Raw genomic sequence first — 26,301 nt, 5'->3', positions numbered from 1 at the left:
TTCCCATGCAATTGATCTGGTTGCGCAGTGACTTGCGCGTGAACGACAACACCGCACTCTCGGCCGCCGCTGCGGCTGGCCCCTGCGTGGCGGTGTATCTGCCGAGCCCGGAGCAATGGCTGGAACACGATGACGCGCCGTGCAAAGTCGACTTCTGGTTACGTAACCTGAAGACGCTGAGCCAGGCGTTGGGCGAACTGAACATTCCACTGCTGATCCGCAACGCCCCGCGCTGGGACGATGCACCCCAGGTGCTGCTGGACCTGTGCCGGCAGTTGAACGTCGACGCCGTGCACTTCAACGAAGAGTACGGCCTGCATGAAACCCGCCGCGATGCCGCGGTGGCCGATCGGCTCAAGGCCCAAGGCATCGACGCCCGCCGTTACCTGGATCAACTGCTGTTCAAGCCCGGCAGCGTACTGACCAAGACGGGCAGCTACTTCCAGGTCTTCAGCCAATTCCGCAAGGTGTGCTACGAACGCCTGCATCGATCATTGCCGCGCCTGGTGAGCGCGCCAAGGGCTCAAGCGCCGCTGAACATCATCAGCGATCCGATCCCGGCACAGGTCCAGGGTTTCGATACACCCGGCGACAGCTTGCGCGCGTTGTGGCCGGCCGGTGAAGCCGAAGCCCGCCGCCGCCTCGACACCTTCGCCGACGTCCAGATCGACTACTACCAGAGCGAGCGTGACTTCCCGGCAAAACCCGGCACCAGCCAACTCTCCGCATACCTCGCCGCCGGGGTGATTTCCCCTCGCCAGTGCCTGCACGCGGCGCTGCAAAGCAATCAGGGCGAATTCGAAAGCGGCAAGGTCGGCGCTGTCACCTGGATCAATGAGCTGCTGTGGCGCGAGTTCTACAAACACATTCTGGTGGGCTACCCACGGGTTTCCCGTCACCGCGCCTTCCGCCCGGAAACCGAAGCCCTGGCCTGGCGCGACGCTCCAGAAGAACTGACGGCCTGGCAAGAAGCGCGTACCGGCGTACCCATCATCGACGCGGCCATGCGCCAATTGCTGGAAACCGGCTGGATGCACAACCGCTTGCGCATGGTGGTGGCGATGTTCCTGACCAAGAACCTGTTGATCGACTGGCGCGAGGGCGAACGCTTTTTCATGCGTCACCTGATCGATGGTGACCTGGCCGCCAACAACGGCGGCTGGCAATGGAGCTCATCGACCGGCACTGACTCGGCACCCTACTTCCGGATTTTCAACCCGCTGAGCCAGTCGGAAAAATTCGACGCCGAAGGCGTGTTCATCAAGCACTGGTTGCCGGAACTGGCCGGGCTGAACAAAAAGGAAGTGCACAACCCGGCGAAACTCGGTGGCTTGTTCGGCGTGGCGGATTATCCGCCCCCGATCGTCGATCTGAACGCGTCCCGTGCTCGCGCCCTGGCGGCGTTCAAGAACCTGCCGTCACGCCAGAACGCCGGAGGTCAGGATGAGTAGCTTCCTGCGCCAGTTCGCCCAGCGGTTTGCGCAATTGGATAAAGACAATCTGCAACGCCTCGGCGAGTTGTACACCGACGACGTGCGCTTCACCGATCCGCTGCACGAAGTGCAGGGTCTCGGGCAACTGCGCGGCTACTTCACCGAGCTTTACGCCAACGTCAGCGAGCTGCGCTTCGACCTTCATGGTTTCGACCAGATCACTGAAGGCGAAGGCTATTTGCGCTGGGTCATGAGTTATCGCCATCCGCGCCTGGCGGGTGGCCGGCTGATCCGGGTCGACGGTTGTTCGCACCTGCGCTGGCGCGACAAGGTCTATTGCCACCGGGATTACTTCGATGCCGGGGCACTGCTTTATGAACATCTACCGGTTTTGGGCCGGGCGATTGCCTGGCTGAAAAGGAGAATGGGATGAGCATTACACCTCCACGAAGATACTGGCTGACCGGCGCCAGCAGCGGTATTGGCGCCGCGTTGGCCGAAGAAATCCTCAAGACCGGCGCCCACCTGGCGGTCAGCTCACGCTCGGTGGCCCCGTTGAAAGTCTTGTCCAAACGTTATCCGGGACAAGTGCTGGTGGTGGCGGGAGACCTGACCAACAGCCAGACCGTGCGTGAAATCGGCGAACAGATTGCCGAGGACTGGGGCTCGCTGGATACAGTGATCCTCAACGCCGGCACCTGCGAGTACGTGGATGCCCGGCAGTTCGATGCCTCGATCATCGAACATGTGGTGCGTACCAACCTGCTTGCCAGCAGCTATTGCATCGAAGCCGCGCTGCCACTGTTGCGGGCAGGCACTGCGCCGCACCTGGTGGGCGTGGCCAGTTCCGTGACCTACCTGCCGCTGCCCAGGGCCGAAGCCTACGGCGCCTCAAAGGCCGGGATGCGTTATTTGTTCGAATCGCTGCGTATCGATCTGGCACCGGAAGGCATCGAAGTCACCGTGGTCAGCCCCGGATTCGTCGACACCCCCCTGACCGCAAAAAACGACTTCCCCATGCCTCTCAGTTGGCCGGCGGATAAAGCCGCGCGGCACATCTTCGCCAAACTCAAGGATCGACCGCTGGAAATCGCGTTTCCAGGGTTGTTCATGGCCGCCCTCTGGCCCTTGTCGAAGTTGCCCGGCCGGATGAAGTTGGCGATCGGCAAACGCATGGTTCGCAGCCATCCACCGATCAAGGACGAGCCGTGAACATTGCCATTATCGGCAGCGGTATCTCGGGGCTGACTTGTGCGTATCTACTCAATCGCAGCCATGAGATCACCCTGTTCGAGGCCAGCGACTGGATCGGCGGCCACACCCACACGGTGGACGTGACCGTCGATGGTCACCGCTATGCCGTGGACACCGGCTTCATCGTGTTCAATGACTGGACCTATCCGAATTTCATTCGTCTGCTGGGCCAGATCGGCGTGGGCTTCAAGCCCACCGAAATGAGCTTCTCAGTCACCGACCCCGACAGCGGCCTGGAATACAACGGCAACAACCTCAACAGCCTGTTCGCCCAGCGCCGCAACCTGCTGTCGCCGGGATTCTGGGGCATGCTGCGGGACATCCTGCGCTTCAACAAACAAGCCCTGCGTGACCTGGAAGAACAGCGGATCAAGCCCGATACCACGCTGGACGACTACTTGAAAGCCGGCGGCTACGGCGGGCGTTTCATCCTGCACTACATTGTGCCGATGGGCTCGGCGATCTGGTCGATGCCCATGGCTGACATGCTGGCCTTCCCGCTGCACTCGTTCGTCAGGTTTTTCAAGAATCACGGCTTGCTGTCCGTGAGCAATCGGCCGCAATGGCAGGTCATCGAAGGCGGTTCAAGCGCCTACATCGCGCCATTGACCGCCAGCTTCCGCGAGAAAATCCGCCTCAACTGCCCAGTGATGCGAGTCGAACGCGATGCAGAGGGTGTCGTTATCCACAGTCACGCCGGGAGCGAGCGTTTTGACAAGGTGGTGTTCGCCTGCCACAGCGATCAGGCCCTGCAACTGTTGGCAGCGCCCAGCGAAGCCGAACAATCGATCCTCGGCGCCCTGCCCTACGCCGACAATGAGGTGGTGTTGCACACGGACACACGCCTGCTTCCACAGCGAAAACTCGCCTGGGCCAGCTGGAACTTTCGTCTCGGCGGCGCTGGCCATACACGTGCCGCCGTCACCTACGACATGAACATCCTGCAAGGCATCCAGAGCGACACGACGTTCTGCGTCAGCCTCAACCAGAGCGCCGCCATCAACCCGTTCAAAGTGCTCGCCAAATACACCTACGCCCACCCGCAATATAGCCTGGCGGCGGTGGCGGCCCAGGCGCGCCGGGGAGAACTGGACGGGCAACAGCACACCTGGTACTGCGGCGCGTACTGGGCCAACGGTTTCCATGAAGACGGCGTGGTCAGCGCCTTGCATGTGGCCCGCGCCTTTGGAGAAACCCTGTGAACAGCGCCCTTTACAGCGGCTGGATCGCCCATCGACGCTTTGCCCCTCGGCACCACGCCTTCCGCTATCGGATCGGCCTGCTGTACCTGGACCTCGATGAACAGGATGCGGTGCTCGGCCTGTCAGGATTGGCGGGGGTCAGCCGCTTTGCGCCGTTTTCATTTCGTGAACGCGATTACCTCAAGGCGTACACCGGCAACGGCATGCGCCTGATCGACGCCGTACGCCAGCTGGTCGGCGAAGCCATCGGCCATGTGCCGCAAGGCTCGATCTGCCTGCTGACCCAACCGCGCAGTTGGGGCTTGTCGTTCAATCCGGTGAGTTTTTTCTATTGCCATGAAGCCGATGGGCAACTGGCGGCAATCGTCTGCGAAGTCAGCAACACGCCGTGGCGCGAGCGTTATCACTACGTGTTGCCTGCCAAGGCACCGCAGGACCTGTTGGATTTTCATCAACACTTTGCCGTGCCCAAGGCTTTTCACGTGTCGCCATTCCTGCCGCGCGATATCCAGTACCGCATGAGCTTCAGCCCGGTGGCCAAACGACTTGGCGTGCACTTGGCCGACTGGCAGGGCGAAGAGAAACTGTTCGACGCCACGCTCACGCTCGAACGCGAACCCCTCGATCGCGCCAGCCTGCACCGTTACTTGCGACGCTTTCCATGGATGACCGCGAAAACTGCCCTGGCCATCTATTGGCAAGCCCTGCGCCTGTTGCTCAAGCGCGTACCGTTGTTTGCTCATCAGACGGCCGACGGCAACGTTCAAATCGCCACCACCCTGCCCAAGGATCGCCACCATGAAAGCCTCTAGCGTCTCGGCCAAAGCCAACTTGTTCAATACCCAGGGCCTGACCGGATCGCTGCTGCGTCGCGGCGTGCTTCGGCAATTGACGCAACTCAAACACGGACAGTTGGTGCTGATCGAAGATGGCGTACGCCATGTGTTCGGCAGTGCCAGCCATGAATTGCTGGGGGAGATCCATATCCTCGATGCCGCAGCCTGGGGACTGGTGGCGAGCAACGGTTCGATTGGCGCGGGCGAAGCGTTCATCCAGGGCTACTGGAGTTCGCCGGACCTGACCTCGGTGGTGCGGGTGTTCGTCAGCAACCTTGATGTGCTCGATGGCCTCGAAGGTGGCCTGGCGAAACTCGGCCGGCCACTGATCCAGGCCCTGCACTGGCTCAATCGCAACACCCGCAAGGGCTCGCAGAAAAACATCGCCGCCCACTACGACCTGGGTAATGACCTGTTTGAGCAGTTTCTCGACCCAACCATGATGTATTCGGCGGCGCAGTTTTTGACCGATGAGGACAGCCTTGAACAGGCGCAGTTGAACAAACTGCAGCGGATTTGCCAGAAGCTGGCCCTCAAACCAACGGATCACTTGCTGGAGATCGGCACCGGCTGGGGCAGCATGGCGCTGTACGCGGCCCAACACTACGGCTGCAAAGTCACCACCACCACCTTGTCCAAAGAGCAATATGCCTTCACCGCACAACGCATCGATGCCCTCGGACTGCAAGATCAGGTCACGTTGCTGCTCAAGGACTACCGCGACCTCACTGGCCAATACGACAAACTGGTATCGATCGAGATGATCGAGGCTGTCGGCCATCGCTTCCTGCCGACCTACTTCAAGCAGTGCGCTCAGCTGCTCAAGAGCAACGGTCTGATGCTCTTGCAAGCCATCACCATCCGCGAGCAGCGCTATGAACAGGCCAGGAACAGCGTCGATTTCATTCAACGCTACATCTTCCCCGGCGGCGCCTTGCCCTGTGTGCAGAAGATGCTGGAGATCGTGAGCCGCGACACCGACATGAACCTGCTGCACATGGAAGACTTCGGCCTGCATTACGCTCGAACCTTGCGTATGTGGCGCGAGAATTTTCGCCGCGCCCAGGGTCGCTTGAGTGAGCTGGGTTACGACGACTATTTCCTGCGACTGTGGGAGTTTTACCTGTGCTACTGCGAAGGCGGCTTTATGGAGCGCACCATCGGCACCGCGCAACTGCTGCTGGCCAAGCCTTCGGCAATCACGGCGCCGCTGTTGGGTCGCTTCGATGCTTGATGACCGGGCGTCCCGTCTGAGTGTTCACACAGCGGCGGGCGACTGACTTACACTGCGCGCCATGAAAACCATACCTCACACGCAAATCGCCGAACCGGCCGTCACGTGCTCGACCTGTGCAGCCTGCTGCTGCCAGCTCGAAGTCATGCTGATCACCGACACAGGCGTGCCCGAGCGGTTCATCGATACCGATGACTGGGGTGGGGAAGTCATGCTGCGCCTGGACGACGGCTGGTGCGCCGCGCTGGATCGCAACACGATGATGTGCACCATCTACGAAAAGCGCCCGCTGATTTGCCGGGAATTCGAGATGGGCGCGCCGGAATGCATCGATGAGCGCCAGGGCATTTCCACGGCGTATCGCTGAATGTGCGCTCTGTGGGGGCCAGTAGGCTCCCACAGAGGGGCACGACAAATTGTCCAGGCCGTGATCGTTACAACGGCATCGTATAGTGCAACGCGTAACTCTCTGTGCCGTCGTTCGGGTTGGTCATCCCTGCGTTGGAATAATGCGTGGCCCGAATACCGACTTCATGCCCGCCGGCAAAACGCAGACCAAAACCCAAGCGGTCCTCAAACTGGAAGGCGCTGCCCAGGTGATTGTCTTCGACCTGGGTGTTGGAGAACAACGCCACGCCTACCCCCAGTTCCACGTACGGTTTGACGCTCTGGCCGGCAAACTCGTAAACGAACACTGGCGAGAACGAAAGACTGTTGTTACTGGCACTCTTGTCGCCTTCCCAGTAGGTGTAGGCGCCACTCCAGTAACCGGTCAGGCGGCCGACATCGCTCTGCCACCAACTCTTGTCCCAATCGAACTGCATGCCCAATCGATAAGTCATGGTCGAGTCGCTGGTCTGGCCGATCCCGAATTCCACACCTGCCGCTTGTGCGGTAAAACTGTGCCCCATCAGTGCGGCCGCAATCGCGGCCAAGCAGAATAGTCGCTTCATTAGAAACTTCCTTTTCCGAACGATTACGTTTGGTTTTTTTGTTGCTCGACACTCACAGCTATAGAAGTCGGCGATTTATCAGAAGTTCACCCCAATTATTCGCTTGCCCCACAACCTTCTTACTCGTTGAAGCTTTGCACAACGCCAGCGGTATTCCACAGTATCGGCAAAATATTTGCGAAGTGTAGGGGATCGGCACTGGTCCAGAATTGCGCCGCGCGAGCAGGGCCTCGCGCGAGCAAATTGCGCTCGGCCAGCAGACGCTGAAGTTGGCGCGCAACAGCGGCGCCGGTGTCAATCAAGCTGATGTCATCGGGGATCATCTGCTTGAGCATCGGCTTGAGGAAAGGGTAATGGGTGCAGCCCAGGATGATGGTGTCAGCACCTTCGGCAAGCAGGGGCTCGACGTAACCGGCCAACAATTGACGCAGTGCGGGACTGTGCAGATCACCCTTTTCAATCAGCTCCACCAGCCCTGGACAAGGCTGGGTGATCACGCGCACATCCGTGGCGAAACGATCGAGCAATGCCGCGAACTTGGCACTCTGCAATGTACCGGTCGTGGCCAGCACGCCGACCACGCCACTGCGGGTCGCGGCAGCGGCCGGCTTGACCGCCGGCTCCATGCCGACGATAGGCCATTGCGGGTAATTGCGTCGCAGGTCGGCAACGCCCGCTACGGTGGCAGTGTTGCAGGCCAGCACCAGGGCCTTGGCGCCCTGCCGTTGAAAGAAACCGGCCATGACGCTACAACGCTGCCGGATGAATTCCGGGGTTTTCTCGCCGTAGGGAATATTGCCGCAATCGGCGACGTACAGCAGTGACTCGTTGGGCAACAAACGCTGGATCTCGGCCAGCACCGACAGCCCACCGACGCCGGAGTCGAACACGCCAATCGGCGCTTCACGCATGCTTTGGCCCACAAACGCTGCAACCCGGGTCGCGCTTGACTCGCAATTCACGAAAGCGTGAGCCCAAGGCATCGATCAACAACAGGCGCCCCACCAGCGGCTCGCCGAAACCCGCCAACAGCTTCAGCGCTTCAAGGGCTTGCAGGCTGCCGACCAGGCCCACCAGCGGACCGACCACCCCGGCCTCGCTGCAGGTCAGTTCGGCCTCGCTGCCGTGTCCGTATAAGCAGTGGTAGCACGGACTCTCCGGACGACGCGGGTCGAACACCGACAACTGCCCTTCAAGGCGAATCGCCGCGCCACTGACCAGCGGCTTTGCGGCGGCTACGCAAGCGGCATTGACCGCTTCACGGGTGGAGAAATTGTCCGAACAGTCGAGGACCAGGTCCACACCCGCCACCGCAGCCGCCAGGGAATCTTCATCCAGCGCCGTGCGGTGGGCGACCAGTTGAACCTCGGGATTGATGGCCGTCAGACGCTGGATCGCCGAATCGACCTTGCTCATGCCGACACTGTCGGTGTCATGAATGATCTGGCGCTGCAGGTTGGTCAGGTCGACTGTATCGAAGTCCGCCAGATGCAACTCGCCGACACCCGCCGCGGCCAGATACAACGCCACCGGCGCACCCAACCCACCGAGGCCGACAATCAGCACGCGGCTTTCTTTCAAGCGCAACTGGCCGTCGATATCGATGTGGTGCAACAGAATCTGCCGGCTGTAGCGCAGCAATTCCTGATCATTCAGCATGGCAGGCGCCCCAGACTGATGCGTTGATGACCGCCCAGATCGGTGCGGCTGTGGACCTCTTCAAAGCCACGGGTCAGCAGCAAATCACGCACCGCCTCGGCCTGGTCGTAACCGTGTTCAAGCATCAGCCAGCCACCGGCCTCCAGATGCTCCGGCGCCTGGGCGACGATCAAGCGCAGATCGTCGAGCCCGTCGACACCGGCCACCAGGGCACTGGCCGGCTCGAAGCGCACATCGCCTTCCACCAGATGCGGATCGGCTGCCGCGATGTAGGGCGGATTGCTGATGATCAACTGAAAACGCTGACCTTCCAGAGCGCTGAACCAATGACTGCTCAACACTGTGGCGTTGTTCAGGTTCAGACGCTGGCGATTGCGTTCGGCCAGAGCCACGGCCTCCGGTACGCGATCGACGGCGGTGACCTTCCACGCCGAACGCTCACTGGCCAGGGCCAGGGCAATGGCACCGCTGCCGGTGCCAAGGTCGAGGACTGTGCACGGTGTGGCCGGCAACAGTTCGAGCGCGGCTTCCACCAACAGCTCGGTGTCCGGACGCGGGATCAGCGTGTGCGGCGCCACTTCCAGGTCGAGCTTCCAGAAACCCTGCTGACCCAGAATGTAGGCCACCGGCTCACCGCTGCGGCGGCGCTGAAGGTATTCGGCGAACGTCAGCGCCGCTTCGCTCGGAACGATACGCTCCGGCCAGGTGTGCAGAAAACTGCGGGACTTGCCCAACGCTGCCGCCAGCAACAATTCGGCATCCAGACGCGCCGTGGGCGAGTCGGGCAGATCGGCGGCGCGCAACAAACTGGCGATGATCGTCATTTACTCACCTATCGCCGCCAGTTGATCGGCCTGATATTCGGCCAGCAACGGCTCGATCACCGCATCGACGCCGCCGGCGAGGATTTCGTCGAGGGAATACAGCGTCAGGTTGACCCGGTGGTCGGTGACCCGGCCCTGGGCGAAGTTGTAGGTGCGAATGCGTTCGGAGCGATCACCCGAGCCCACCAGCAATTTACGTTCGCTGGCAATGGCATTGGCGGCGGCACTGGTCTGCTGATCGTTGAGCTTGGCCGACAGCCAGGACATCGCCCGCGCACGGTTCTTGTGCTGGGAACGTTCTTCCTGGCACTCGACCACGATGCCCGACGGCAAGTGGGTGATACGGATCGCCGAGTCGGTCTTGTTGACGTGCTGACCACCGGCACCGGAGGAACGATAAGTGTCGATCCGCAGGTCCGCCGGGTTGATCTCGATCGCTTCCTGCTCATCCGGCTCGGGCAATACGGCCACTGTGCAGGCCGAGGTATGGATGCGCCCTTGGGATTCGGTGGCCGGAACCCGCTGCACGCGGTGCGCACCGGACTCGAATTTCAGCTTGCCGTAGACGTTGTCGCCTTCCACGCGTGCAATGACTTCTTTATAGCCGCCGTGCTCACCCTCGTTCTCGGAGAGGATTTCCACCCGCCAGCCGCGACGCTCGGCGTAACGCGAATACATGCGGAACAGGTCGCCGGAGAAAATCGCCGCCTCGTCACCGCCCGTACCCGCGCGGATTTCCAGAAACACGTTACGCCCGTCATTCGGGTCCTTGGGCAGCAGCATGCGTTGCAGGCCGGCTTCCAGTTCGACCAGGCGCTCCTTGGCTTCGCGGACTTCTTCCACGGCCATCTCGCGCATGTCCGGGTCGCTGTCCTTGAGCAATGCCTGGGCGCCTTCCAGGTCGCCCTGCACTTTGAGCAACTGTTTATAGGTCTCGACGATCGGCTCGACTTCCGCGTATTCCTTGGAATAGGTGCGGAATTTGTTCTGATCGGAAATGACCTCGCCATCGCCAAGCAAGGCGGTCAATTCCTCGAAACGGTCCTGGAGGATGTCCAGCTTATTGAGCAGTGACGCTTTCATTGCGGTTTCTTATCCGAAAAGCTTTCCGATGAGCCCTCACCGAGGGCAAAGAGTTCCTGGGCCATCGCCAGCGCATCGAGGCGACCTTCGGCAGAGAGCTTTTTCAACTGCACGCTGGGTGCGTGCATCAATTTGTTGGTCAGTCCACGGGCCAGTTGCAGCAGCACATCTTCGGCACTGGCACCGTTGGCCAGCAGACGCTGGGCTTTTTGCAATTCTTCGTCGCGCAAGCGTTCGCTTTGTTGACGATAGGCCTTGAGCACGTCCACCGCCGCCAATTCGCGCAGGCGGACCATGAAATCTTCGGCACCGACCGACACCATCTCTTCAGCCGCTTGCGCAGCGCCTTGCCGGCTCTTGAGGTTCTCGGCGACCACCTCATGGAGATCGTCGACGCTATACAGGTAAACGTCGTCCAACTCGCCGACTTCTGGCTCGATATCCCGAGGAACGGCGATATCCACCATGAAAATGGGTTTGTGCTTGCGCAGTTTCAGGGCGCTTTCCACGGCGCCCTTGCCCAGGATCGGCAATTGGCTGGCAGTGGAACTGATGACGATGTCGCTGCGCACCAGTTCCGCCGGGATGTCCGACAGCAACACCGCGTGGGCACCGAACTGCTCGGCCAGCAGGCTCGCCCGCTCCAGCGTGCGATTGGCGACCACGATTCGCTTTACGCCGAGGTCATGCAGATGGCGGGCGACCAGGGTGATGGTCTCGCCGGCGCCGATCAGCAAGGCCTGACTGCGTTGCAAGTCGCTGAAAATCTGTTTCGCCAGGCTGACTGCGGCGAACGCCACGGACACCGGGTTTTCACCGATGGCGGTGTCGGTGCGCACCTGCTTGGCGGCATTGAACGTGGCCTGGAACAGGCGTCCGAGCAGCGGGCCGATGGTGCCGGCCTCCCGAGCCACGGCGTAGGCCGATTTCATCTGGCCAAGAATCTGCGGTTCGCCCAACACCAGCGAATCGAGCCCGGAAGCCACCCGCATCATGTGACGAACTGCCGCATCATCTTCGTGCACATAGGCGCTCGCGCGCAGTTCCTCGAGGCTCAAATGATGGTATTCGGCCAGCCAGCGCAGGACGATATCCGCCGACAGGTGATCCTGTTCTATATAGAGCTCACTGCGATTGCAGGTGGAGAGGATCGCAGCTTCGCGGCTGTCGGTGAGTCGGCAGAGCTGCTGCAAGGCCTCCACCAGCTGCTCAGGGGTAAAGGCCACGCGCTCGCGGACGTCTACTGAAGCAGTCTTATGGTTAATACCGAGTGCAAGGAAGGCCATTCAAAGTCGCTGATGGTGACGTGAAGCCGGCAATTGTCCTACTTCGACGGAATCAGAACAACTATTCGATATCTATTGCCATGGCGGGCACATGCCCGTATTGCGAGACATTCTCGTTTACAGGCGTGCACATGCGAAAATGGCAGGCCGGTTATGTTTGACCCAAGGCTTGTGTCATGATGATCCGACCGCAGGTTAGTCGTCCTCTTCCTATATGAATAGATCCTCCGCGTTGCTCCTCGCTTTTGTCTTCCTCAGCGGCTGCCAGGCCTTGGCACCCGTATCGTCGGACAGTACGTCGCCGGCCGAAGACAGCACTTCGGCGCCTGAAAAGCCCAAGGTTTACAGCTCATTCAGCGAAGACACGGTCTTCAGCCTGCTGAGCGCCGAACTGGCTGGCCAGCGCAATCGTTTCGACATTGCCCTGGACAACTATGTGACCCAGGCCATCAATACCCAGGATCCGGGCATTTCCGAGCGGGCATTCCGCATCGCCGAGTACCTGGGCGCCGATCAGGCCGCCCTGGACACCGCGCTGATCTGGGCCCGGAACGCCCCGGACGACCTCGAGGCGCAACGGGCCGCTGCCGTACAACTGGCCCGCGCCGGGCGCTACGACGACTCCATGGTCTATATGGAGAAAGTCCTGCAAGGCAAGGGCGACACCCACTTCGACTTCCTGGCCTTGTCCGCGTCCGACACCGACCAGGATACGCGTAACGGTTTGATGAAGAGTTTCGACCGTTTATTGCAGCGCCATCCGCACAATAGTCAGCTGATTTTCGGCAAGGCCTTGCTGATGCAACAGGACGGCGACTCCAAAGGTGCGCTGACCCTGCTCGAAGACAATCCGCCCGACGATGGCGAAATTGCCCCGATTCTGCTGCGCGCACGCCTGCTGCAAACCCTCGATCGCGGTGACGAGGCCTTGCCGCTGCTTCAAAAAAGCATCAAGAAATATCCGGACGACAAACGCCTGCGCCTGACTTATGCGCGCATGCTGGTTGAACAGGACCGGATGGACGACGCCAAAGCCGAGTTCTCGAGCCTGGTCCAGCAATATCCCGAAGACGACGAATTGCGTTACTCCCTGGCGCTGGTTTGCCTGGAAGCCAAGGCCTGGAACGAGGCCAAGGGCTATCTGGAAGACTTGATCGCCCGGGAAAGCCATGTCGATTCGGCACACCTGAACCTCGGCCGGATCGCCGAAGAGCGCAATGACCCGCAGGGCGCGTTGATCGAGTACGGCCAGGTGGGTCCGGGCAACGATTACCTGCCGGCACAATTGCGTCAGGCCGATATTCTGATGAACAACGGCAGGACCGCCGAAGCCCAATCCCGCCTGGCGACGGAACGCGACGAGCAACCGGACTACGCGATCCAGCTGTACCTGATCGAGGCGGAAACCCTGTCCGCCAACAAACAGGGCGACAAAGCCTGGAATGTGCTGGAAAAAGCCCTGCAGCAATACCCCGACGACCTGAACCTGCTTTACACCCGTGCCATGCTGGCGGAAAAACGCAATGACCTGGCGCAGATGGAAAAAGACCTGCGACTGATCATCAAGCACGACCCGGCCAATGCCATGGCGCTCAACGCCCTGGGCTACACCCTGTCCGACCGCACGACACGTTACGCCGAAGCCAAGGCCCTGATCGAACAGGCTCACCAGATCAATCCGGAAGACCCGGCGGTGCTCGACAGCCTCGGCTGGGTGAATTTCCGCATGGGCAACCTCGACGAAGCCGAACGCCTGCTGCGCCAGGCATTGCAACGCTTCCCAGATCAGGAAGTCGCCGCACACCTGGGTGAAGTCCTGTGGGCCAATGGCAAACAGCGCGAAGCCAGGCAAATATGGGGCAAGTTCCTCAAGGAACAGCCTGACAGCCCAACACTGCGCGGTACCATCAAGCGCCTGACCGGATCAGAGACTCTTTAAGATTATGTTTTTGCGCCACATCATCGTTTTCAGTTTCATCGCCCTGCTCGCCGGTTGCGCGGGCTTCGGTGCCCGCGAATCCGTCGAGGGCCACGGTAACCCCGCCCAATGGCGCGAGCACAAACAGCAGCTTGCCGCCCTGGATGGCTGGCAGATCGACGGCAAGATCGGCATTCGCGCGCCAAAGGATTCGGGTAGCGGCACGCTGTTCTGGCTGCAGCGCCAGGACTATTACGACATCCGCCTTTCCGGCCCCCTGGGTCGCGGGGCGGCACGCCTGACCGGGCGGCCCGGCAAGGTTTCTCTGGAAGTTGCCAACCAGGGTCGCTATGAAGCGCCAAGCCCGGAAGTCCTGCTTGAAGAACAACTGGGCTGGAAGTTGCCGGTGTCCAATCTGGCCTGGTGGGTTCGCGGGCTTCCGGCTCCGGACAGCAAGAGCCGCCTGACCCTAGATGGCGACAGCCGCCTGGCCAGTCTTGAACAAGATGGCTGGCAGGTCGAGTACACCGCCTACACCGAGCAAAACGGCTACTGGTTGCCCGAGCGCATCAAGCTGCACGGCACCGACCTCGATGTCACGCTGGTGATCAAGGCCTGGCAACCACGCAAGCTGGGGCAATGACATGCCTGCCAGTCGCCTGACCCTGCCCTCCCCGGCCAAGCTCAACCTGATGCTGCACATTCTCGGTCGCCGCGAAGACGGCTACCACGAGTTGCAGACGCTGTTTCAGTTTCTCGACTATGGTGATGAAATCACCTTCGCCGTGCGCGATGACGGCGTCATTCATTTGCACACCGCGTTCGAAGGTGTTCCCCATGACAGCAACCTGATCGTCAAAGCCGCGAAAAAACTTCAGGAGCAATCCGGTTGTAGGCTCGGCATTGATATCTGGATCGACAAAGTTTTGCCCATGGGCGGTGGAATCGGTGGCGGCAGTTCGAATGCCGCGACGACCTTGCTTGGCCTCAATCATCTCTGGCAATTGGGCTGGGATGAAGATCGGCTGGCCGCACTGGGCCTGACACTGGGCGCCGATGTCCCGGTTTTCGTGCGCGGCCACGCGGCTTTCGCCGAAGGCGTGGGGGAGAAACTGACCCCGGTAGACCCGGAAGAACCGTGGTATCTGGTGCTGGTGCCGCAAGTATCTGTAAGTACGGCAGAAATTTTTTCCGATCCGTTGTTGACACGTAACTCGCCGCCCATTAAAGTGCGCCCCGTTCCCAAGGGAAACAGTCGAAATGACTGCTTGCCGGTAGTAGCAAGGCGTTATCCGGAGGTACGTAACGCATTGAATTTGTTAGGTAATTTTACCGAAGCAAAACTCACCGGAACTGGAAGTTGTGTGTTTGGGGGCTTCCCAAGCAAAGCTGAAGCTGATAAAGTCTCGGCCCTTCTTACAGAGACCCTTACAGGGTTTGTAGCAAAAGGAAGCAACGTTTCGATGTTGCATCGCAAGCTGCAAAGTCTGCTCTAAAGGAATCGATTACTGGGTAATCGTTGCAACAGATACAGGGGCGTCGCCAAGCGGTAAGGCAGCAGGTTTTGATCCTGCCATGCGTTGGTTCGAATCCAGCCGCCCCTGCCATTTTCCTATACTCATCCAGGTTACCCTCAGCCTTCAGGTACTGCGCGTGTCCAAGATGATGGTCTTTACGGGGAACGCTAACCCCGATCTGGCTCGGCGTGTCGTACGTCAGCTGCATATCCCTCTCGGTGACATCTCTGTCGGTAAGTTTTCCGACGGCGAAATTACAGCCGAGATCAATGAAAACGTCCGCGGTAAAGACGTCTTCATTATTCAGCCGACTTGCGCTCCGACCAACGATAACCTGATGGAACTGGTAGTGATGGCTGATGCCTTCCGCCGCTCCTCGGCTACTCGTATCACTGCTGTTATTCCTTACTTTGGTTATGCCCGTCAGGATCGCCGTCCGCGTTCCGCACGTGTGGCTATCAGCGCGAAAGTCGTCGCTGACATGCTTACCGTAGTCGGCATCGACCGTGTTCTCACGGTTGATCTGCATGCTGACCAAATCCAGGGTTTCTTCGATATTCCGGTAGATAACATCTACGGCTCCCCGGTTCTGGTGGATGACATTGAAGATCAGCGCTTCGAAAACCTGATGATCGTGTCCCCGGACATTGGTGGCGTCGTGCGTGCACGTGCCGTTGCCAAATCCCTGGGCGTGGATCTCGGGATCATCGACAAACGCCGTGAGAAAGCCAATCACTCTGAAGTGATGCATATCATCGGTGATGTCGAAGGGCGCACCTGTATTCTGGTCGATGACATGGTCGATACCGCCGGCACCCTGTGCCACGCGGCCAAGGCCCTGAAAGAGCATGGCGCTGCCAAGGTTTTCGCCTACTGCACACACCCTGTGCTGTCGGGTCGGGCGATCGAAAACATTGAAAATTCCGTGCTGGACGAGCTGGTGGTGACCAACACCATTCCGCTGTCCGCTGCAGCACAAGCCTGTGCGCGTATCCGTCAACTGGATATCGCACCGGTAGTTGCCGAGGCGGTACGCCGCATCAGCAATGAAGAATCGATCAGCGCGATGTTCCGCTAAGGGCCCTGCCCTTCTCGAACATCTCGTTGACGAAAAGCGCCCCGCCCCGGCATTCCTGTCGGGGCGGGGCTTTTTTGCCCATATCGCCTTTAGCGCTGGTCGCAAACGCTGGGGCGAATGTGGTTATTTTGGAGATACAACATGAACGATTTTACTCTGAATGCTGAAGTGCGTTCCGACCTGGGGAAAGGTGCGAGCCGCCGCCTGCGTCGTCTCGCAAGCCTGGTTCCAGCTGTAGTTTACGGTGGCGAAAAAGCCCCTGAATCCATCAGCATGCTGGCTAAAGAAGTTGCCAAACTGCTCGAAAACGAAGCGGCTTACAGCCACATCATCGAGCTGAACGTTGGTGGCACCAAGCAAAACGTAATCATCAAGGCTCTGCAGCGTCACCCGGCCAAAGGCCACGTGATGCACGCTGACTTCGTACGCGTAGTAGCCGGCCAGAAGCTGACTGCTGTCGTTCCAGTGCACTTCATCAACGAAGCTGCCCCGGTGAAGAAAGGCGGCGAGATTTCGCACGTTGTTGCTGAAATCGAAGTGTCCTGCCTGCCGAAAGACCTGCCTGAATTCATCGAAGTTGACCTGGCTAACGCCGAAGTCGGCTCGATCATTCACCTGTCCGACATCAGCGCTCCTAAAGGCGTTGAGTTCGTTGCTCTGGCTCACGGTAACGACCTGGCTGTTGCCAACGTTCACGCTCCACGTGTTGCTCCAGAAGCTACCGAAGAAGGCGCAGCAGAGTAATTTCACTCTGTTCGCCGGAGTGACGGAAACATCGCGGACTGGAACGTAGCGAGAAAGCGGGCGAGAACGCGGAGTTTACATAATGGTAAATGAGCAACTTTCGTCCACTTTCGCCGCGTTCTCCACTTGCGGCGATGTTATCCACCACTCCTAGGAAGGGCCCCTATCGTGACTGCCATTAAACTGATCGTTGGCTTGGGAAATCCAGGCGCAGAATACGAACAGACCCGGCATAACGCAGGGGCCCTTTTTGTTGAGCGCATCGCGAACGCACAAGGCGTAAACCTTGTGGCCGATCGCAAATATTTCGGCCTGACCGGGCGCTATACGCACCAGGGTCAGGATGTTCGTCTGCTGATCCCCACCACCTACATGAACCGCAGCGGCCAGGCCGTAGCGGCACTCGCCGGATTCTTCCGCATCAAGCCCGAAGAGATCCTGGTGGCGCACGACGAACTCGACCTGCCTCCGGGCGTCGCCAAGCTCAAACAGGGCGGCGGCCATGGCGGTCACAACGGGTTGCGCGACATCATCGCGCAACTGGGCAATCAGAATACCTTTCACCGCTTGCGGCTTGGCATTGGCCACCCGGGCGTTGCCAGTATGGTTTCAAATTTCGTCCTGGGTCGTGCGCCACGCGCCGAACAGGAAAAACTCGATGCCAGCATCGACTTTGCCCTCGGCGTGCTGCCGGATATCCTCGCCGGTGAATGGAACCGCGCGATGAAAAACCTGCACAGCCAGAAGGCCTGACTCTTATCCGAGGGGAAACACCATGGGATTCAATTGCGGCATCGTCGGCCTGCCTAACGTCGGCAAGTCCACCCTGTTCAACGCCCTGACCAAATCCGGTATCGCGGCCGAGAACTTCCCCTTCTGCACCATCGAGCCCAACAGCGGTATCGTGCCGATGCCTGACCCGCGCCTGGAAGCCCTGGCCGCGATCGTCAATCCGAAGCGCATCCTGCCGACCACCATGGAATTCGTCGACATCGCCGGCCTGGTGGCTGGTGCGTCGAAAGGTGAAGGCCTGGGCAACAAATTCCTGGCCAACATCCGCGAAACCGATGCCATCGCCCACGTGGTCCGCTGCTTCGAAGACGAGAACGTGATTCACGTCTCCAACAGCGTCGACCCGAAACGCGACATCGAAATCATCGACCTGGAACTGATCTTCGCCGACCTCGACAGCTGCGAGAAGCAACTGCAGAAAGTCGCGCGCAACGCCAAGGGTGGTGACAAGGACGCTGTGGTCCAGAAAGGCCTGCTGGAGCAATTGATCGCTCACTTCACCCTGGGCAAGCCTGCGCGCAGCCTGATGAAGAACATGAGCACCGACGAAAAGGCGGTCATCAAGGGTTTCCACCTGCTGACCACCAAACCGGTCATGTACATCGCCAACGTTGCTGAAGACGGTTTCGAAAACAACCCGCACCTGGACGTGGTCAAAGCCATTGCCGAAGAAGAAGGCGCCATGGTTGTACCGGTCTGCAACAAGATCGAAGCGGAAATCGCCGAACTTGAAGACGGTGAAGAGAAAGACATGTTCCTCGAAGCCCTGGGCCTCGAAGAGCCAGGCCTGAACCGCGTGATCCGCGCTGGCTACGAGATGCTGCACCTGCAGACCTACTTCACCGCCGGTGTCGAAGAAGTCCGCGCCTGGACCGTCCGCGTCGGTGCCACCGCTCCGCAAGCGGCTGGCGTGATCCACACCGACTTCGAAAAAGGCTTCATCCGTGCCGAAGTCATCGCCTACAACGACTTCATCCAGTACAAGGGTGAGGCCGGTGCCAAGGAAGCCGGTAAATGGCGCCTGGAAGGCAAGGACTACATCGTCAAGGACGGCGACGTGATGCACTTCCGCTTCAACGTGTAATGGGTGCCGTGGATATCCACGGACCTCGATAGACGAAAAATCCCCGTAATCACTCGCTGATACGGGGATTTTTGCGTCTTGTGAGGGCTGAATCGCGCAGCACCGCAGAGCACGCAGAGTGCCGCCCACACTACGCCAATTGAGCCCTGATTTTTTGCACCACGCCTTGCATCGCCGGCAGATACCGGCGGGCGGCTTCCTCAACCGACATCGCCTTGGCGATATAAACCAGATTCAGGCAACCCATCACCCGCTCCTCGTGCTCAACCGGAATCGCGATGGCAGCAATTTTGCGTTCCTGGCCCCAGTGGGAATTGTTTTCGCCATAGCCCTTGCCGAGAGTGTGCTCCACCAACCGGTCGACAAAGCCACGATCCGCCGCCAGCGCCGACTGCTCATCTTCGCGGCTGATCATCAACTCAATCAGCTCTTCGCGCTCTGCCGGGGGGCAGAACGCAAAGTACGCACGCCCAGTGGCCGTCATGAGCAACGGTAAGCGCCGACCGACCATGGAGCGGTGAAATGACAGGCGACTGAATCGATGAGTGGTCTCGCGAATCACCATGGCGTCGCCGTCCAGCGTGCACAGGTCGGTTGGCCAGACGACTTGTTGCAGCAGCTCGCCAAGCAGCGGTGCGGCAATCGACGAAATCCATTGCTCATCGCGAAATCCCTCGCTCAGCTCGCGGACTTTCAACGTCAGGCGATAGCTGTCATCCGACTCACTGCGTCGCACGTAACCCTCGGTTTGCAAGGTCTCCAGCAATCGACGAACCGTGGTGCGATGTAGCCCGCTTTGCTCGGCCAACTGCGCCGTAGTGGCCCCGCCATCGAAACGATTCAAGCCATTGATCAGGGCCAAACCGCGCATTAGCCCACGAACGGCCTTGTATTCTGTTTCGCTCATGGAGGCTCCATTTTTCTATCAATCAAGGCTGTGCACCTGGTGCACACTAGCAAGGGTTTTCGTTGTCCACCAGCTACCTGATTTCCATACTGCGCCCAACAAGAAATCCAAAAGCGCTGTACGGAGATACCCATGAGTCTTGCACCCACTCCTTCCACGGTGGAGCTGAGCACCGACGTTGCCATCGTCGGCGCCGGCCCTGTCGGCCTGATGATTGCCAATTACCTGGGGCAATGTGGCGTGAACGTCACATTGGTGGAAAAGCTCGACAGCCTGATCGACTACCCCCGTGCCATCGGCCTGGACGATGAAAGCCTGCGTTCTTTCCAGTCCGTCAATCTGGCCGACAAGGTGCTGCCGCATACCACGCCCTGGCACGCCATGCGCTTCCTGACCCCCAAGGGTCGCTGCTTTGCCGATATTCAACCTAAAACCGACGAGTTCGGCTGGTCTCGGCGCAACGCGTTCATTCAACCCTTGGCCGACCGGGTACTGTTCGACGGCCTGCAGCGTTTCAACAACGTCAAGGTACTGTTCAGGCGTGAGCTCAGCAGTTTTGAGCAAAGCGACAGCGCGGTGGTGCTCAACCTCACGGATCAGAACGGCCGCAACGAACGCCTGAATGCCCGTTACCTGATCGGTTGCGACGGCGGCAACAGCCTGGTGCGGCGCAGCCTGGACATCAGCTTCGAAGGCAAGACCGCGCCGAATCAATGGATCGTCGTCGACATTGCCAATGACCCGTTGAGCACACCCCACGTTTATCTGTGCTGCGACCCGGTGCGCCCTTACGTTTCCGCCGCCCTGCCCCATGGCGTGCGTCGTTTCGAGTTCATGGTCATGCCCGGCGAAACCGAAGCCGAGCTGAGCAAACCGGAAAACATGCGCAAGCTGCTGGGCAAGGTGCTGCCGAACCCGGACAACATCGAACTGATCCGCAGCCGCGTCTATACCCATAACGCTCGTCTGGCCGGTCGGTTCCGTCAGGGCCGGGTGCTGCTGGCCGGCGATGCCGCGCACATCATGCCGGTATGGCAAGGCCAGGGTTACAACAGCGGCATGCGCGACGCGTCCAACCTGGCGTGGAAACTGTCGCTGGTGATCAAGGGCCTGGCCGCCGACAGCCTGCTCGACAGCTACGAACAGGAGCGCCGCGACCATGCCAAGGCGATGATCGACCTTTCGGTGCTCGCCGGCCATGTGCTGGCGCCGCCGAAACGCTGGCAAGGCACCCTGCGCGATGGTGTGTCCTGGCTGCTCAATTACGTGCCGCCGGTCAAACGCTACTTCCTGGAAATGCGCTTCAAACCAATGCCGCAATACACCCGGGGCGCCTTGATCGTGCCGAGTGAAAAGGGCTCGCCAACAGGCAAGATGTTCATTCAACCGCAAGTGTTGACCGACGCCGGCACCACGGTGTTGCTGGATGAAGTGATCGGCGAAAACTTTGCGATTATCGCCTGGGGCTGCGATCCGACCTGGGGCCTGACGACAGCGCAAATTACGCAATGGAAAAACCTGGGCACGCGCTTTATTCAAGTGTTGCCGGACGTCCAGCTCAGAGCTCCGAGCGATGCCGGCGACGACGTGATCCGCGTGGGTGACAGCAGCGGCCGGTTGAGAGAGTGGTTCGCTCGCGGCAATTCGTCCATCGCCCTGGTACGCCCCGACCGCTTCGTCGCCGGAGTGGCCATCCCCCAAACCGTTGGCCAGGCCTGCGATGAATTGGCCCGGGCGCTCAAAGTCCTGCCACAAACCGCCGCGAACGCTGTTGTCAGCAAGGTCGCTTGAGATGAGTGCCTATCTGCATTGTTTGTCTCACACGCCATTGGTGGGCTACGTCGATCCTGAACCGCACGTGTTGGCCGAAGTCGATGCCGTGATCAGCGATGCTCGCGAACGCATCGCCCGCTTCGACCCGCAGCTGGTGGTGTTGTTCGGACCGGACCATTACAACGGCTTTTTCTACGACGTGATGCCGGCCTTTTGCATCGGTATGGCGGCCGACGCCATCGGTGATTTCGACACCGCCGCCGGCCCACTGGACGTGCCTAAAGCGCTGGCTGAATCCTGCGCCAAGGCTGTGCTGGATGCCGGTGTCGACGCCGCGGTGTCGTATCGCATGCAGGTCGACCATGCCTTCGCGCAGCCGCTGGAACTGTTGCTCGGCGGCTTGCAGGGCTGTCCGGTGATTCCGGTGTTCATCAACTCCGTGGCCGTGCCCCTGCCTGGCTTCAATCGCGCCCGAATGCTGGGTGAGGCGATTGGCCAATGGGCGAAGTCGTTGAATAAGCGTGTGCTGTTTCTGGCCTCCGGCGGCCTGTCCCATCAGCCACCGGTACCGGAACTGGCCAAGGTCGATGCGCGTATGGCCGACCGTCTGATGGGCAGCGGGCGTCAGCTACCCGCCGATGAACGACAGGCACGCCAGAACCGGGTCATTCAAGCCGCCCGAGACTTCGTCGAAGACCCGCACAGCCTGCACCCCCTGAACCCGACGTGGGATCAGCAGTTTCTCGACACCCTCGAACAGGGCCGTATGAGCGACCTCGACAGCCTGAGCAATGACGAATTGTCGGCGCTGGCCGGCAAGTCGACCCACGAAGTGAAAACCTGGGTCGCCGCCTTCTGCGCCCTCAGTGCTTTCGGCCCCTATCAGACCGAAGGCCGCTACTACCGCCCGATTCCCGAGTGGATTGCAGGCTTCGGTGCCCTTGGCGCACAGCCGCTGAACAATCACTCATGAATTCAAGGAACACTGCCATGACAGCCACTGCATTCAGTGAAGCTTCCACCAGCCGCTTTGCCCGTATCAAGGAAGGCGACCTGGACCTGCAACTGCACTACAACGACCTTGGCGAAGGTGCCGAAACCGTGGTCATGCTGCACGGCTCCGGGCCGGGCGCCAGCGGCTGGGCCAACTTCAATCGCAATATCGAGCCGCTGGTGAATGCCGGTTTGCGCGTGATCCTGATGGACTGCCCGGGCTGGAGCAAAAGCGACACGATCGTCAGTGAAGGCTCGCGCTCGAACCTCAATGCACAAGCGCTCAAGGGCCTGCTCGATGTGCTGGACCTGGACCGCGTGCACATCATCGGCAACTCGATGGGCGCCCACAGCACCGTGGCCTTCGCCCTGGAATACCCTGAGCGGATCGGCAAACTGATCCTGATGGGCGGCGGCACCGGCGGCCCGAGCGCCTTCGTTCCCCAGCCCACCGAAGGCATCAAACTGATCGGCGCGCTGTACCGCGATCCAACCATCGAGAACTTGAAGAAGATGATGAACGTCTTCGTTTTCGATGCCAGCGGCCTGACCGACGAACTGTTCCAGACCCGCTTGGACAACATTCTGTCGCGCCGCGATCACCTGGAAAACTTCGTCAAGAGCAGCACGATCAACCCCAAGCAATTTCCGGATTTCAGCCATCGCCTGCACGAAATCAGCGCCGACACCCTGCTTGTCTGGGGCCGCGAGGACCGCTTCGTGCCCATGGACACTGGCTTGCGCCTGCTGGCCGGCCTGCCCAAGGCGCAGTTGCATGTGTTCAACCGTTGCGGCCACTGGGCGCAGTGGGAACACGCCGAGAAGTTCAACCGTATGGTCCTGGACTTCCTGACCCACTGATCATCGAGGCTGAAATGAATCTGACTCAACACACACTGCAACAACTCGCCGCTGATCTGCGCCAGGCCGAAGCCCATGGCGAAGCCATCGGGCCGCTGCGCGAGCAGATCGGTGAAGACAACGCCGAAGCCGCGTATGCCATCCAGCGCCTCAACGTCGACCACGGCGTGGCCAACGGGCGCCGCGTGGTTGGCCGCAAGATCGGCCTGACCAATCCCAAGGTCCAGGCCCAGCTGGGCGTGGGCCAGCCAGACTTCGGTACGCTCTTCGCTGACATGTGCTACGGCGACAATGAAACCGTGCCAGTGGGCCGCGTGCTGCAACCAAAGATCGAGGCTGAAATTGCCCTGATCCTCGAACGCGATCTGCCCCGCGCCGACACCACCTTTGCCGACGTGATGGCGGCCACCGGCTGGGTCGTCCCGGCGCTGGAAATCGTCGGCAGTCGGGTCCAGGGCTGGAACATCCGCTTCGTCGATACCGTGGCTGACAACGCCTCCAGCGGCTGCTTCGTCCTGGGTGGGCCGGCTCGACGTATCGATGGGCTCGACCTGCGCCAGGCCAGCATGCGCATGACCCGCAATGGTGAAGACGTGTCCAGCGGCAGCGGTGCCGAATGCCTCGGCCATCCGCTCAATGCGGCCGTCTGGCTGGCCTGCACCATGGCTCGCCTGGGCGACCCGCTGCGGGCGGGCGACATCATTCTCACCGGTGCGCTGGGGCCGATGGTCGCGGTGGCCGCCGGTGATCGGTTCGAGGCCGAGATCGACGGCATCGGTCGGGTCGGTGTGAATTTCTCGGTAGACAGTCGCGCCGAGTGATCGGCGACTTGCGTGCACATGAGGCAACAATAATGAACAAACTCAAAGTCGCCATCATCGGCTCCGGCAACATCGGCACCGACCTGATGATCAAGATCCTGCGTAACGCCAGGCACCTGGAAATGGCGGTGATGGTCGGCATCGACCCGGCCTCCGACGGTTTGGCCCGCGCCCAGCGCATGGGCGTGGCCACCACCCACGAAGGCGTCGAAGGCCTGACCCGCATGGACGTGTTCAAGGACATCGACTTCGTCTTCGATGCCACCTCGGCCGGCGCCCACGTGAAGAACGATGCGTTCCTGCGCTCGATCAACCCCGGCATTCGCCTGATCGACCTGACGCCCGCCGCCATCGGCCCGTACTGCGTGCCGGTGGTCAACCTGGAGCAGAACCTTGCTCAGCTCAACGTCAACATGGTCACCTGCGGCGGCCAGGCGACCATCCCGATGGTCGCGGCGGTGTCGCGGGTGGCCAAGGTGCACTACGCCGAAATCGTCGCCTCGATTGCCAGCAAATCCGCCGGCCCCGGCACTCGCGCCAACATCGACGAATTCACCGAGACCACCTCCAAGGCCATCGAAGTCATCGGCGGCGCGGCCAAGGGCAAGGCGATCATCGTGATGAACCCGGCCGAGCCGCCGCTGATCATGCGCGACACGGTGTTCGTGTTGTCCGAAGCGGCGGATCAGGCACTGGTCGAAGCCTCCATCGTCGAGATGGCGGCCGCCGTGCAGGCCTACGTGCCGGGCTATCGCCTCAAGCAAAAAGTGCAGTTCGACGTGATTCCCGACGACGCACCGTTGAACATCCCCGGCCTCGGAAAATTCTCGGGCCTGAAGACCTCGGTGTTCCTCGAAGTCGAAGGCGCCGCCCATTACCTGCCGGCCTACGCCGGTAACCTCGACATCATGACCTCCGCAGCCTTGGCCACCGCCGAGCGCATGGCGCAGTCGATGCAACAGGCCTGAGGAGAGCGACATGAACGGTAAGAAAATCTACATCTCCGACGTGACCCTGCGCGACGGCAGCCATGCGGTGCGTCATCAGTATTCCCTGCAAAACGTGCAGGACATTGCGCGCGCCCTGGACAAGGCGAAAGTCGACTCGATCGAAGTCGCCCACGGCGATGGCCTGCAAGGGTCGAGCTTCAACTATGGCTTCGCCGCGCACACCGATCTGGAATGGATCGAAGCGGCGGCCGATGTGATCCGTCACGCGAAAATCACGACGTTGCTGCTGCCTGGCATCGGCACGGTGCATGACCTGAAGGCGGCCTACAACGCCGGAGCCCGAGTGGTGCGCATCGCCACCCATTGCACCGAAGCCGACGTGTCGAAACAGCACATCGAATACGCCCGCGAGCTGGGCATGGACACCGTCGGTTTCCTGATGATGAGCCACATGATCCCGGCCGAGCAGCTCGCTGCCCAGGCCAAGTTGATGGAAAGCTACGGCGCGACCTGCGTGTACATGGCCGACTCCGGCGGCGCGATGAATATGCAGGACATCCGTGATCGCTTCCGTGCCTTTAAAGCCGTGCTCAAACCGGAAACCGAAACCGGCATGCACGCCCACCACAACCTGTCGCTCGGCGTGGCCAATTCGATCACGGCCGTCGAGGAAGGCTGCGACCGCATCGACGCCAGTCTTGCCGGCATGGGCGCTGGCGCCGGTAACGCGCCGCTGGAAGTGTTCATCGCCGCCGCCGAGCGCCTGGGCTGGAACCACGGCACCGACCTGTACACGCTGATGGACGCTGCGGACGACATCGTGCGCCCATTGCAGGATCGGCCGGTGCGGGTCGACCGCGAAACCCTGGCCCTGGGTTATGCCGGGGTCTATTCGAGCTTCCTGCGCCACGCCGAAATCGCCGCAGCGAAGTACGGCCTCAAGACCCTCGACATCCTCGTCGAGCTGGGCAAGCGCCGGATGGTCGGTGGCCAGGAGGACATGATCGTCGACGTGGCGCTGGATCTGCTCAAGCGCTGAACCCTGCATCACCCCCGACTGGCCGCCCACGCAGCGGCCGGAAGGGCTTGCTTTGCCCAT

General features: G+C 60.5%; 27 protein-coding genes and 1 tRNA gene. 21 read left to right on the top strand and 7 right to left on the bottom strand.

All coding sequences use genetic code 11. The features are described 5' to 3' along the window. Nucleotides 1-5: 5 nt before the first annotated feature. The 7 genes from phrB to ACX3YD_RS03940 all read left to right on the top strand — a co-directional run bounded on the left by phrB (nucleotide 6) and on the right by ACX3YD_RS03940 (nucleotide 6,326). Nucleotides 6-1,451, top strand: a complete 1,446-nt coding sequence (phrB, locus tag ACX3YD_RS03970) for a deoxyribodipyrimidine photo-lyase (protein ID WP_458959309.1) — start codon at nucleotides 6-8, stop codon at nucleotides 1,449-1,451. Beyond that, the gene (locus ACX3YD_RS03965) at nucleotides 1,444-1,866 is read left to right on the top strand and encodes a nuclear transport factor 2 family protein (RefSeq protein WP_458959308.1); all 423 of its coding nucleotides are present in this window, start codon (nucleotides 1,444-1,446) and stop codon (nucleotides 1,864-1,866) included. The genes phrB and ACX3YD_RS03965 overlap by 8 nt, the downstream gene beginning before the upstream one ends. After that, nucleotides 1,863-2,645, top strand: coding sequence for an SDR family NAD(P)-dependent oxidoreductase (locus ACX3YD_RS03960; protein ID WP_458959307.1), 783 nt, complete (start codon nucleotides 1,863-1,865; stop codon nucleotides 2,643-2,645). Before ACX3YD_RS03965 ends, ACX3YD_RS03960 begins: the two co-directional genes overlap by 4 nt. Beyond that, on the top strand, nucleotides 2,642-3,889 hold the full coding sequence (locus tag ACX3YD_RS03955; RefSeq protein ID WP_458959306.1) for an NAD(P)/FAD-dependent oxidoreductase: 1,248 nt from the start codon (nucleotides 2,642-2,644) through the stop codon (nucleotides 3,887-3,889). The genes ACX3YD_RS03960 and ACX3YD_RS03955 overlap by 4 nt, the downstream gene beginning before the upstream one ends. After that, complete coding sequence (locus tag ACX3YD_RS03950; protein ID WP_458959305.1) at nucleotides 3,886-4,701, top strand: DUF1365 domain-containing protein; 816 nt, start codon at nucleotides 3,886-3,888, stop codon at nucleotides 4,699-4,701. The genes ACX3YD_RS03955 and ACX3YD_RS03950 overlap by 4 nt, the downstream gene beginning before the upstream one ends. Further along, nucleotides 4,688-5,959, top strand: a complete 1,272-nt coding sequence (locus tag ACX3YD_RS03945; RefSeq protein WP_458959304.1) for a class I SAM-dependent methyltransferase — start codon at nucleotides 4,688-4,690, stop codon at nucleotides 5,957-5,959. The genes ACX3YD_RS03950 and ACX3YD_RS03945 overlap by 14 nt, the downstream gene beginning before the upstream one ends. Nucleotides 5,960-6,020: 61 nt before the next feature. Then, complete coding sequence (locus tag ACX3YD_RS03940) at nucleotides 6,021-6,326, top strand: YkgJ family cysteine cluster protein (RefSeq protein ID WP_007981864.1); 306 nt, start codon at nucleotides 6,021-6,023, stop codon at nucleotides 6,324-6,326. A 67-nt stretch (nucleotides 6,327-6,393) separates the two neighbouring features. Here the strand turns inward: ACX3YD_RS03940 and ACX3YD_RS03935 are convergent, their stop codons facing one another. The 6 genes from ACX3YD_RS03935 to hemA all read right to left on the bottom strand — a co-directional run bounded on the left by ACX3YD_RS03935 (nucleotide 6,394) and on the right by hemA (nucleotide 11,764). Then, a complete protein-coding gene (locus ACX3YD_RS03935; RefSeq protein ID WP_090465038.1) occupies nucleotides 6,394-6,912 on the bottom strand; it encodes an acyloxyacyl hydrolase in 519 nt (172 codons plus the stop codon). Between the two features lie 119 nt (nucleotides 6,913-7,031). After that, the gene (gene murI / locus ACX3YD_RS03930; RefSeq protein WP_458959303.1) at nucleotides 7,032-7,823 is read right to left on the bottom strand and encodes a glutamate racemase; all 792 of its coding nucleotides are present in this window, start codon (nucleotides 7,821-7,823) and stop codon (nucleotides 7,032-7,034) included. Further along, nucleotides 7,816-8,571, bottom strand: coding sequence for a molybdopterin-synthase adenylyltransferase MoeB (locus tag ACX3YD_RS03925; protein ID WP_047533163.1), 756 nt, complete (start codon nucleotides 8,569-8,571; stop codon nucleotides 7,816-7,818). Before ACX3YD_RS03925 ends, murI begins: the two co-directional genes overlap by 8 nt. Then, nucleotides 8,565-9,395: a peptide chain release factor N(5)-glutamine methyltransferase gene (gene prmC, locus ACX3YD_RS03920; RefSeq protein WP_458959302.1), complete on the bottom strand. Its 831-nt coding sequence runs from the start codon at nucleotides 9,393-9,395 to the stop codon at nucleotides 8,565-8,567. Before prmC ends, ACX3YD_RS03925 begins: the two co-directional genes overlap by 7 nt. Further along, on the bottom strand, nucleotides 9,396-10,478 hold the full coding sequence (gene prfA / locus ACX3YD_RS03915) for a peptide chain release factor 1 (protein WP_103405117.1): 1,083 nt from the start codon (nucleotides 10,476-10,478) through the stop codon (nucleotides 9,396-9,398). After that, a complete protein-coding gene (gene hemA / locus ACX3YD_RS03910; protein ID WP_090465049.1) occupies nucleotides 10,475-11,764 on the bottom strand; it encodes a glutamyl-tRNA reductase in 1,290 nt (429 codons plus the stop codon). Before hemA ends, prfA begins: the two co-directional genes overlap by 4 nt. 214 nt (nucleotides 11,765-11,978) lie before the next feature. Here hemA and ACX3YD_RS03905 point away from each other — a divergent pair, with 214 nt between their 5' ends. The 8 genes from ACX3YD_RS03905 (at nucleotide 11,979) to ychF (ending at nucleotide 18,897) form a co-directional block, all read left to right on the top strand. Continuing rightward, on the top strand, nucleotides 11,979-13,703 hold the full coding sequence (locus tag ACX3YD_RS03905; RefSeq protein WP_458959301.1) for a tetratricopeptide repeat protein: 1,725 nt from the start codon (nucleotides 11,979-11,981) through the stop codon (nucleotides 13,701-13,703). A 4-nt stretch (nucleotides 13,704-13,707) separates the two neighbouring features. Then, nucleotides 13,708-14,325 carry a lipoprotein insertase outer membrane protein LolB gene (gene lolB / locus ACX3YD_RS03900; RefSeq protein ID WP_047533176.1) on the top strand — a complete coding sequence of 206 codons (618 nt, stop codon included), beginning with the start codon at nucleotides 13,708-13,710 and terminating at the stop codon, nucleotides 14,323-14,325. 1 nt (nucleotide 14,326) lies between these two features. Further along, nucleotides 14,327-15,178 carry a 4-(cytidine 5'-diphospho)-2-C-methyl-D-erythritol kinase gene (ispE, locus tag ACX3YD_RS03895; protein WP_103405115.1) on the top strand — a complete coding sequence of 284 codons (852 nt, stop codon included), beginning with the start codon at nucleotides 14,327-14,329 and terminating at the stop codon, nucleotides 15,176-15,178. A 36-nt stretch (nucleotides 15,179-15,214) separates the two neighbouring features. Then, nucleotides 15,215-15,289 (top strand) — tRNA-Gln (locus ACX3YD_RS03890). Between the two features lie 46 nt (nucleotides 15,290-15,335). Then, the gene (locus ACX3YD_RS03885) at nucleotides 15,336-16,277 is read left to right on the top strand and encodes a ribose-phosphate pyrophosphokinase (RefSeq protein ID WP_003171603.1); all 942 of its coding nucleotides are present in this window, start codon (nucleotides 15,336-15,338) and stop codon (nucleotides 16,275-16,277) included. Nucleotides 16,278-16,418: 141 nt separating this feature from the next. Continuing rightward, nucleotides 16,419-17,021 carry a 50S ribosomal protein L25/general stress protein Ctc gene (locus ACX3YD_RS03880; protein WP_047533180.1) on the top strand — a complete coding sequence of 201 codons (603 nt, stop codon included), beginning with the start codon at nucleotides 16,419-16,421 and terminating at the stop codon, nucleotides 17,019-17,021. 168 nt (nucleotides 17,022-17,189) lie between these two features. Next, nucleotides 17,190-17,774, top strand: coding sequence for an aminoacyl-tRNA hydrolase (gene pth, locus ACX3YD_RS03875; RefSeq protein WP_047533182.1), 585 nt, complete (start codon nucleotides 17,190-17,192; stop codon nucleotides 17,772-17,774). A gap of 22 nt (nucleotides 17,775-17,796) precedes the next feature. Further along, nucleotides 17,797-18,897, top strand: coding sequence for a redox-regulated ATPase YchF (gene ychF, locus ACX3YD_RS03870; RefSeq protein ID WP_047533184.1), 1,101 nt, complete (start codon nucleotides 17,797-17,799; stop codon nucleotides 18,895-18,897). Between the two features lie 130 nt (nucleotides 18,898-19,027). On the opposite strand, the gene ACX3YD_RS03865 is transcribed toward ychF, so the two are convergent. Beyond that, entirely contained in the window at nucleotides 19,028-19,804 is a 777-nt protein-coding gene (locus ACX3YD_RS03865; protein WP_047533187.1) for a DNA-binding transcriptional regulator, read from the bottom strand. 132 nt (nucleotides 19,805-19,936) lie between these two features. Between ACX3YD_RS03865 and ACX3YD_RS03860 the strand changes: the two genes are divergently transcribed. Genes ACX3YD_RS03860 through dmpG form a run of 6 tightly spaced genes read left to right on the top strand, consistent with a single transcriptional unit; the run spans nucleotide 19,937 to nucleotide 26,241 of the window. Next, nucleotides 19,937-21,595, top strand: coding sequence for a bifunctional 3-(3-hydroxy-phenyl)propionate/3-hydroxycinnamic acid hydroxylase (locus ACX3YD_RS03860; RefSeq protein WP_458959300.1), 1,659 nt, complete (start codon nucleotides 19,937-19,939; stop codon nucleotides 21,593-21,595). A gap of 1 nt (nucleotide 21,596) precedes the next feature. Next, nucleotides 21,597-22,550 carry a 3-carboxyethylcatechol 2,3-dioxygenase gene (gene mhpB, locus ACX3YD_RS03855; RefSeq protein WP_103405113.1) on the top strand — a complete coding sequence of 318 codons (954 nt, stop codon included), beginning with the start codon at nucleotides 21,597-21,599 and terminating at the stop codon, nucleotides 22,548-22,550. 17 nt (nucleotides 22,551-22,567) lie between these two features. Then, nucleotides 22,568-23,431, top strand: coding sequence for an alpha/beta fold hydrolase (locus ACX3YD_RS03850; RefSeq protein WP_103405112.1), 864 nt, complete (start codon nucleotides 22,568-22,570; stop codon nucleotides 23,429-23,431). Between the two features lie 14 nt (nucleotides 23,432-23,445). After that, nucleotides 23,446-24,252, top strand: a complete 807-nt coding sequence (gene mhpD, locus ACX3YD_RS03845) for a 2-keto-4-pentenoate hydratase (RefSeq protein WP_458959299.1) — start codon at nucleotides 23,446-23,448, stop codon at nucleotides 24,250-24,252. A gap of 32 nt (nucleotides 24,253-24,284) precedes the next feature. Continuing rightward, entirely contained in the window at nucleotides 24,285-25,220 is a 936-nt protein-coding gene (locus tag ACX3YD_RS03840; protein ID WP_458959298.1) for an acetaldehyde dehydrogenase (acetylating), read from the top strand. Between the two features lie 10 nt (nucleotides 25,221-25,230). After that, nucleotides 25,231-26,241: a 4-hydroxy-2-oxovalerate aldolase gene (gene dmpG / locus ACX3YD_RS03835; protein WP_090461737.1), complete on the top strand. Its 1,011-nt coding sequence runs from the start codon at nucleotides 25,231-25,233 to the stop codon at nucleotides 26,239-26,241. The last annotated feature ends 60 nt before the right edge of the window (nucleotides 26,242-26,301 follow it).

Source organism: Pseudomonas fluorescens group sp. PF-1, assembly GCF_054481335.1.
Note: the sequence above shows the minus strand (reverse complement) of the source record. Positions and strands in the feature narration are given on the sequence as shown.

Bases quoted from the DNA above. Each gene is read 5' to 3' on its own strand.
- phrB (WP_458959309.1), top strand. From the start codon at position 6: ATGCAATTGATCTGGTTGCGCAGTGACTTGCGCGTGAACGACAACACC.
- ACX3YD_RS03965 (WP_458959308.1), top strand. From the start codon at position 1,444: ATGAGTAGCTTCCTGCGCCAGTTCGCCCAGCGGTTTGCGCAATTGGAT.
- ACX3YD_RS03960 (WP_458959307.1), top strand. From the start codon at position 1,863: ATGAGCATTACACCTCCACGAAGATACTGGCTGACCGGCGCCAGCAGC.
- ACX3YD_RS03945 (WP_458959304.1), top strand. From the start codon at position 4,688: ATGAAAGCCTCTAGCGTCTCGGCCAAAGCCAACTTGTTCAATACCCAG.
- ACX3YD_RS03940 (WP_007981864.1), top strand. From the start codon at position 6,021: ATGAAAACCATACCTCACACGCAAATCGCCGAACCGGCCGTCACGTGC.
- ACX3YD_RS03935 (WP_090465038.1), bottom strand. From the start codon at position 6,912: ATGAAGCGACTATTCTGCTTGGCCGCGATTGCGGCCGCACTGATGGGG.
- murI (WP_458959303.1), bottom strand. From the start codon at position 7,823: ATGCGTGAAGCGCCGATTGGCGTGTTCGACTCCGGCGTCGGTGGGCTG.
- ACX3YD_RS03925 (WP_047533163.1), bottom strand. From the start codon at position 8,571: ATGCTGAATGATCAGGAATTGCTGCGCTACAGCCGGCAGATTCTGTTG.
- prmC (WP_458959302.1), bottom strand. From the start codon at position 9,395: ATGACGATCATCGCCAGTTTGTTGCGCGCCGCCGATCTGCCCGACTCG.
- prfA (WP_103405117.1), bottom strand. From the start codon at position 10,478: ATGAAAGCGTCACTGCTCAATAAGCTGGACATCCTCCAGGACCGTTTC.
- hemA (WP_090465049.1), bottom strand. From the start codon at position 11,764: ATGGCCTTCCTTGCACTCGGTATTAACCATAAGACTGCTTCAGTAGAC.
- ACX3YD_RS03905 (WP_458959301.1), top strand. From the start codon at position 11,979: ATGAATAGATCCTCCGCGTTGCTCCTCGCTTTTGTCTTCCTCAGCGGC.
- lolB (WP_047533176.1), top strand. From the start codon at position 13,708: ATGTTTTTGCGCCACATCATCGTTTTCAGTTTCATCGCCCTGCTCGCC.
- ispE (WP_103405115.1), top strand. From the start codon at position 14,327: ATGCCTGCCAGTCGCCTGACCCTGCCCTCCCCGGCCAAGCTCAACCTG.
- ACX3YD_RS03880 (WP_047533180.1), top strand. From the start codon at position 16,419: ATGAACGATTTTACTCTGAATGCTGAAGTGCGTTCCGACCTGGGGAAA.
- ychF (WP_047533184.1), top strand. From the start codon at position 17,797: ATGGGATTCAATTGCGGCATCGTCGGCCTGCCTAACGTCGGCAAGTCC.
- ACX3YD_RS03865 (WP_047533187.1), bottom strand. From the start codon at position 19,804: ATGAGCGAAACAGAATACAAGGCCGTTCGTGGGCTAATGCGCGGTTTG.
- ACX3YD_RS03860 (WP_458959300.1), top strand. From the start codon at position 19,937: ATGAGTCTTGCACCCACTCCTTCCACGGTGGAGCTGAGCACCGACGTT.
- mhpB (WP_103405113.1), top strand. From the start codon at position 21,597: ATGAGTGCCTATCTGCATTGTTTGTCTCACACGCCATTGGTGGGCTAC.
- ACX3YD_RS03850 (WP_103405112.1), top strand. From the start codon at position 22,568: ATGACAGCCACTGCATTCAGTGAAGCTTCCACCAGCCGCTTTGCCCGT.
- mhpD (WP_458959299.1), top strand. From the start codon at position 23,446: ATGAATCTGACTCAACACACACTGCAACAACTCGCCGCTGATCTGCGC.
- ACX3YD_RS03840 (WP_458959298.1), top strand. From the start codon at position 24,285: ATGAACAAACTCAAAGTCGCCATCATCGGCTCCGGCAACATCGGCACC.
- dmpG (WP_090461737.1), top strand. From the start codon at position 25,231: ATGAACGGTAAGAAAATCTACATCTCCGACGTGACCCTGCGCGACGGC.